This window comes from Ruegeria sp. AM1 (genome assembly GCF_056540745.1).
Genome location: NZ_JBQFXH010000010.1, coordinates 87851 through 94065, shown reverse-complemented (window position 1 = coordinate 94065; position 6215 = coordinate 87851). Strand labels below are relative to the sequence as shown.

Here is a 6215-nt window from a genome sequence, read left to right as displayed (position 1 = left end):
CCTTGATCATTCCAATGATCTGTTCGTCGCTAAATCTGCGTTTCATAGTCCATCCTTTGCTTGGACGGATTACTAACACCTCAATGGCCTGATTTCAGGGGGCTGGGTCACCCCACACGGACTCGAACCGCGGACCTACTGATTACAAATACCTAGGGCTAGACGCTAACCGCTTGATGGCTAAGCGTTAGTTGCGGTGGGCGTTCGGCGTTACAAGGATTTTGCAAGGGTCGCTGCGAACTCGCTGAAGCGCAGTCAGGCGTACCTTTGGGCCAGGCGAAATTAGCTGCGGCTACCCGATATCGGGTAGGTGTTTTGAAGACCACAGCGGTTCAACCTTTTCAATGCGGTATCGTTTTCTGAACTCCCGGATAACCATCTCAAGCGTCGCCTCAAACGCACTCTGGTCAAAGCTCATAGTTTTCGATGCCTCATGGAGATACCGCCAATCGACAAAGGCATCTTTATGGTGAGAAAGAATGTCGCGAATACTATAGTCGATATAAAACGCACTAAGATGATATGGGGCGACTGACCTCTTGAACTCCTCGTCAAGTTTTCGCTGGCTCTCGGGAAGCAAGCCGTTAAACAGCTTAGCAAGGTCGTGAGATCGGATGACGTTTGGATCATCATGGTCAAAGACGAACCACGCTTTAAGCGCCAACTCCATAGCAAGCGCCAGCAGCATCGGTTCGACGCCGATATGTTCACGCTCATTCCAGTCTTCTTGGCTCCCAAAGCTCTGATCAGGAAATCTCTTCGTCTTTTGCAAGATCGCGTTGGCGGCATCGCCTATTCGGATTGCTGTCGATAGACGAGCGCTCATTTTATGAACCCCAAGTTGTTTCGGCTCCTAACTGGAAGGCAAGCAAGGACACTTCAAGGCAATTGTAGTTTGGTAGTTTGGGCAATATTATCGAAGTCACGGCCTACCGACAGATCCGTTAATTTTAATGGGAAATTCCATTCAAGTTGAGTGAGGCACATGCAGACCTTGACGGTCGGATGCCTTTGCAGACAATGCTATCAGCTTTCTGACAGTCCAAGCCTGATTTCCATTTCATCTTTTGCAAGTCTTTTTGCAGCTTTTTCACCTTCTTTATGCACCGTATCCCGCAACAGAACGAGAGACTGCAACTTGATCTGGTTTTCCAAGTCACTCAGCCTCCCAGACACAAGTGTTGTGATCTGCGTTAAAGAGTAAGCGGCATTTATCGCTGGTATTTCAATGCCAGCATTTGATGCACCAGCGTGCAAAATCGGCTGCTCTCCAAACGCTCCGAGTCTATTGAGGGTACCTGCCACACTCGCGTGGACCTTGTGGCTGGAAGACTTGTAGTTGGGCGGCAAGGCATTCCAGTCTATCGCTTCTTCTAGATCCTGAAAGCGTGGGGCCTTCTTTGCAAGGCTTTCGGCGGCCCATCCGTACGCACCTGCGTATGATCTGCCAAACTCAGAAATCAAGTTTTGGAACTCTTCTTCAATTTCTTTCTCTTCACCCTTTAGAGCTCCAGCTTCGTAGGCACGACCGTCGTGGCGGAACCTATTCATTGTCGCTTCGCGGATGCTAACTACCTCGTGCGCCAAGTAACGTTCAGCGACTTCGTCTCCAAACCGGTCGATTACAAAAGCGACCACCGAGATTTCGTAGAGGGTCCTCCAACGCGCATAGGCACCGTCTGCTAAGCCATTTTCCAGTAAGATCAAAATTTCCATCGTGGTCTGGCAAGCACGTAGGTGAAGCGCCAATATGGCCTCGCGCTTTACGATACCCTTTTTTGCTTTTGACCTAGCTAGTCTTTCGGCAAATTCTTGACCAATCTCTCTTGATGCGTTGAGCAGAATCCGCAGTGGGTCGAGTGTCTTAGCCCACCTTAAGTCAATCCTGTCTCGAAAGTACCGCATGTCGTTGCGTTCTTCGACCTTTTGCTCCGGCCAAAGCTTGTTCAGGCTTTTGACGAACGACTTGGCGCTATCATGCACAGCATTTTGAATCGCCTCGGGAAGCTTCTTGTCAATGAATTCTGTCAAATCCGCTTCGAATTTCTTCTTGTCTTCATCTGTAAACTCGAGACGTAGTTTTTTGTGTTGATCTGGCCGGCCATCATCCCAGCGAAACGTTTCTTCCGAACCTGAAAAAACATGATCCGTTAGGGCATCGACCACTTCAACGTCATCTATACCTTGATCCTCAATCTTCTTCTTGACGACCTTCCTAAGGAGCAACTTAGGAAGTGTTTTTACGTGTTCTTCGATAACTCTGTTTAGGTCCGACATGTTTTCTCTAAAACGCGTCCGCAGTCATTGTTTTCATCTGATTTCTCTAGTTTTTTTGCCACTTGGCGACTTAAACCTTAGCGCTGGCTGATTTCCAGTGTTGCGAATTGCACGGCTCGGACACGGTCAACCGAAACACCAAGGTCAAGCCAGCAGACGGCGTTGTAGTAGTAGGTTTCATCGGTGAATGTGTACAAACTAAGTAATTTTTCCACTCTAGACTTTGGTAGGCAAATGACGCTCTTGAGCGCGACCGTCTTTCGCTTGCTTTCGATTTCGTCGCGCAACCATTCCGTGATGCGTTCATCATCAAATGATATGAATGATGCCTTACTCATGGATTTGATGACAGAATTCCAAAGCTCTGTCGGCATGTTGATCGTAAGCAAATCGGCAATACGATTTTTTCCAAGTTTCAAGATAGCCTTAGCCGACAATTCGTACTCTTCTCTTCGACTAACAAATGAGAGGAGCGACATACCCAAAGATGGGAAATTCTCACAAAGACGGATCAATCTCGGTACATCTTCCCAACTGCCTTTCTTCGCAAAAAACTGTACAATACTATCCGCATATTCTATCCCACCCCGATCAATTGCGTTCCTGATTGCTGTAAGCCCGTGCTGACTATTCTTTCGGGCCAACAATTCCACTGCCTGTTGGACCATGTTTTGACGAATGAAATCTGCAAGCTTTTTGTCCGGTGCAGCGGATTGGTCAAATTGTCTAGTCCTCACTTCCAAGAAAGTGGAAAAACCATCCTCAAGGTTTCGAATCAAATGTGATCGGAATTTTGAGAAGCACTTGTCATAAAGTGCGAGTGTAATGTCGTTTGTGTATAAACTCTCGCTCGCGAGTAGGTCCTGCAACTCTGATTGCTGGCGATTGCAGAGCACTTCATGCTTGTAGCGCTCAAAGACAGCCTCGCCCTCGAAATCCCTTCCGCCAAGAGAGAAAAGGGAAAGTGCGTTTTGCTTCTTTGGCTTTACGATGTGTGCTTTTGCATCCGAAAGCGAGTAACTGGAGCTTCCTATCCTAATAGCTTGAGACCCAAGCGCCCTAGTTTGTGCATCGGAACTCTCGACTAGCAACTTGCCATTTTCCAGCGACAATTCACCTCGACTGAGTAGTTCATGCGCAACTTTACGTCGGAAGTCAGTGGATTGGTTGGATAGGCAGCCACGCAGTAATTCCGTTCTTATTGCTTCAGGTCGCGCCAGCAGTAAATCCGATACGCTGTCCGAGATTTCTGCATCATCTTGCTTTGAAATGAAATCTAGTGCTGTCTCTGCGCCCTCGCGTGAAAGAATACCGATCTTCGCCGAAACTGCCGCCTTGGAGATCGTGGTCTCAGATGACTCCAAGAGTGGATCAATTTGTTCGATATCGCTAAAAACGCCACGACGCCCAAGGTACTTCAGCGAAGCTGCTACTAGGTCGTTTTCCTTGTTGTTGAGCCACCAACGAACGAAGTCCTCCCTGTCTAGCCCCCCATCCATTTCAGGCAGATCTTCTGAGAACAACGCGAGAACTTCAAACGCGTATTTCCTTTGAGTATCGGAGCCTACTATCGTTCGCAAAGCGGCCTCGCGCAGTGGCGAGTTTCCAACATTCCATAACCACGCCCAAAGTGGTGCATTCTGCGAGCCGAAATAGTTAAGACCGGCAGCAAGCAGACCCCTAATCTCCCTTTTGCTTATTTCCGCATCCTTAAACTCACGAAACAGCAGGTTTGCATCATGAACGCCAATGACGGCCTCGTCGTTCTCAGAGCGTTTCAATGTGGTTGCTAGGAGTCTGAGTCTGGCGGCTTCGACGGCTGTGTACTCATAGTCCTTCGGATCGGATGGCCTTGCAAACAGGTCGGAAACAAACTCTTTTGCATCTGCCTCAAAGAGCATTTCACCACGATCAGATTTTTGCTTTTGAGGCTCGCTGCTGGTTTCTGGCGTTTTGGACGACTCTTCAGCTTCGACCTTTGTGTTCTCTGCGGCCTCATTTCTAAGAAACAATGCTAGAATCGAACGAAACCTATCCTCGAATTCCCGTATATCGTCAAAAGTGTGGTAAACCCCTCGGTAGTCATCTGTGAAAGTTCTCTTGAATTCAAGAACCTTCTTGAGCTGAGGGCCTGCGTCGCTAATTTCTGCACTGCTGACCGATTTAAAAAGCATGGATATGCTCGGCTTGCCCGTTGATTTGAAACGCTTTTCAGACCTTTCATACTCCTCTTCAAATCCTGAGGAGTAAGGTCCATCTTGCGGTCCCGGTGGGCTCCCCCAACGCTTCCAAAGCAGTCCGATGAAGTAATTGCATTGATCCAAGTCGCGATTAATCACTTCTTGCGCGCGGCCATGTTGAGCTACGGTGTCCTCCCAGCCAACTAACTCGAGCTGGAAACCCTGTGGAATCGCGTGGTTCCGATTTTCTTCGTCAACTATTCGTTTGGCTGCCTTTCGCTCTTCTACTAGGTCGCCAGGAGAAGCCAAGAATAACTTAATAATGGTGCGCTGCACCGCATTGATCCCTCTAGTTGATTGTTTTTAGGGCACCGTATTTGGCATCTCACAATGAGTCTATTGCAATATACAGAGAAAAGCGGGGTGAGGTTCGTCTACACCATTGTGTCTGTTGGTGAACTGGCTTGCGGGTTACATGGGGATCATTGCCAATGTTCCTTTCGGCAGAGAAACCCACTTCGGCTTCGACGACAGAATGGGCTGGAGGCGTGTCGGTTGAGCCGAATAGCAAGATTACCAGCTACGCGAAAATGCCTCGTCGCTTGTCGAATTCAAGGCACAGCGACACGGGCGATGGCACCGAGCTTGACGAGAACGCGGGTCAGTACGGCACCTAGTCGATGAAATGAGCGGCCACAAAGCGGCCGCACATTTTTCTTGTTCAGAGATCAGGCGCGGTCCACCAGCGCCCTTCCATGAAGATGTAGGTCCGACCAAGATGCACGAAGCGCACATAACTGTTGTCGTCGAGACCATGGCTGATGAGGCGGAGACGCTCGCGTAAACTTGGACTCATGCTGCGTTCTCCGCGCAATCCGCTGCACTCATAGCGACCCGCGAATAGAATTCACGCATTTCTTTCTCAGCATCGTGTTCGAGAATTTCGCGAACCTGAGACGGAACCCAATTATCCCTGAAATAAAGCTGTCCTACAGAGTCGAGGGTGAAAGTGTCCTCGCGGTCTTGAATCAAGAACACGAGTGCCTCGGCGGCAAGTAGGGTGCAGTCATGGAACGTTTCGGAGCTCGTCATTTTGGTTCCGGTGAGAGTATTAGCCATCGTTGTTACCTTTCAGTTTGGTCTCAAAACAGCCACCTTCCTCATTGATGGTGGCATGAGACCTTTATGGAGAAAACGAAATGGCTTGGGATGTTGGCCAAGATGGCTGCGAGGCATACAGACTGTTCGGCACACCGGAGGAAATCGAACTTGATGCCATGCAATTCGAGCGTCATGAGATGTCGTATGGGATCACCGCATGGCGAGCGATTGCATTCGCTTTGGAACGCGATCTACCGATACCTCACTGGGTACTCACTTACCTTAAGCAAACCGCAAAGGGCATCGACGATTGGGCAATGCTGAACGGGCATCCCGGCGAGCTCAAATCCATTCTTCATCTGCACGGAAAGCGTAAATATGACGACGACCAAAACGATCCACGCTGGGTTTATAGTGCAATTTGTCAGCTTCGAGAACTTGATCCAAAGGCGTCGATCAAAGCACTTGTTATGGAGTGCATAAGGCAGTTTCCCGGTGTCGGAGAGGACGAAGAATACGTCCGACAAAAATACTACCAAGGCAAACGGCTTGCCGAAAAGGGTCGGGACTACAAAGGGCGTGACAGAAAAAAGGAAATCACGAGCGCCCCTTCGGTGTGGCAGGATTGTGAAGACCTCGATTTTTGATCTGTCAACG

Annotated in this window: 6 protein-coding genes; 1 reads left to right on the top strand and 5 read right to left on the bottom strand. The window is 49.0% G+C overall.

The window, feature by feature from the left end; translation table 11 throughout:
* Window positions 1-292 precede the first annotated feature (292 nt).
* The 5 genes from ACR0I7_RS16865 to ACR0I7_RS16845 form a co-directional block, all read right to left on the bottom strand.
* Window positions 293-826 carry a hypothetical protein gene (locus ACR0I7_RS16865; RefSeq protein ID WP_480513072.1) on the bottom strand — a complete coding sequence of 178 codons (534 nt, stop codon included), beginning with the start codon at window positions 824-826 and terminating at the stop codon, window positions 293-295.
* A 200-nt stretch (window positions 827-1026) separates the two neighbouring features.
* Window positions 1027-2277 carry a DUF5677 domain-containing protein gene (locus ACR0I7_RS16860; RefSeq protein ID WP_480513070.1) on the bottom strand — a complete coding sequence of 417 codons (1251 nt, stop codon included), beginning with the start codon at window positions 2275-2277 and terminating at the stop codon, window positions 1027-1029.
* Between the two features lie 77 nt (window positions 2278-2354).
* On the bottom strand, window positions 2355-4793 hold the full coding sequence (locus ACR0I7_RS16855) for a DUF4062 domain-containing protein (protein ID WP_480513068.1): 2439 nt from the start codon (window positions 4791-4793) through the stop codon (window positions 2355-2357).
* 385 nt (window positions 4794-5178) lie between these two features.
* Window positions 5179-5313 carry a hypothetical protein gene (locus ACR0I7_RS16850; RefSeq protein WP_480513066.1) on the bottom strand — a complete coding sequence of 45 codons (135 nt, stop codon included), beginning with the start codon at window positions 5311-5313 and terminating at the stop codon, window positions 5179-5181.
* Window positions 5310-5576: a hypothetical protein gene (locus ACR0I7_RS16845; RefSeq protein WP_480513064.1), complete on the bottom strand. Its 267-nt coding sequence runs from the start codon at window positions 5574-5576 to the stop codon at window positions 5310-5312. Before ACR0I7_RS16845 ends, ACR0I7_RS16850 begins: the two co-directional genes overlap by 4 nt.
* A gap of 80 nt (window positions 5577-5656) precedes the next feature.
* Here ACR0I7_RS16845 and ACR0I7_RS16840 point away from each other — a divergent pair, with 80 nt between their 5' ends.
* Window positions 5657-6205 carry a hypothetical protein gene (locus ACR0I7_RS16840; protein WP_480513062.1) on the top strand — a complete coding sequence of 183 codons (549 nt, stop codon included), beginning with the start codon at window positions 5657-5659 and terminating at the stop codon, window positions 6203-6205.
* The last annotated feature ends 10 nt before the right edge of the window (window positions 6206-6215 follow it).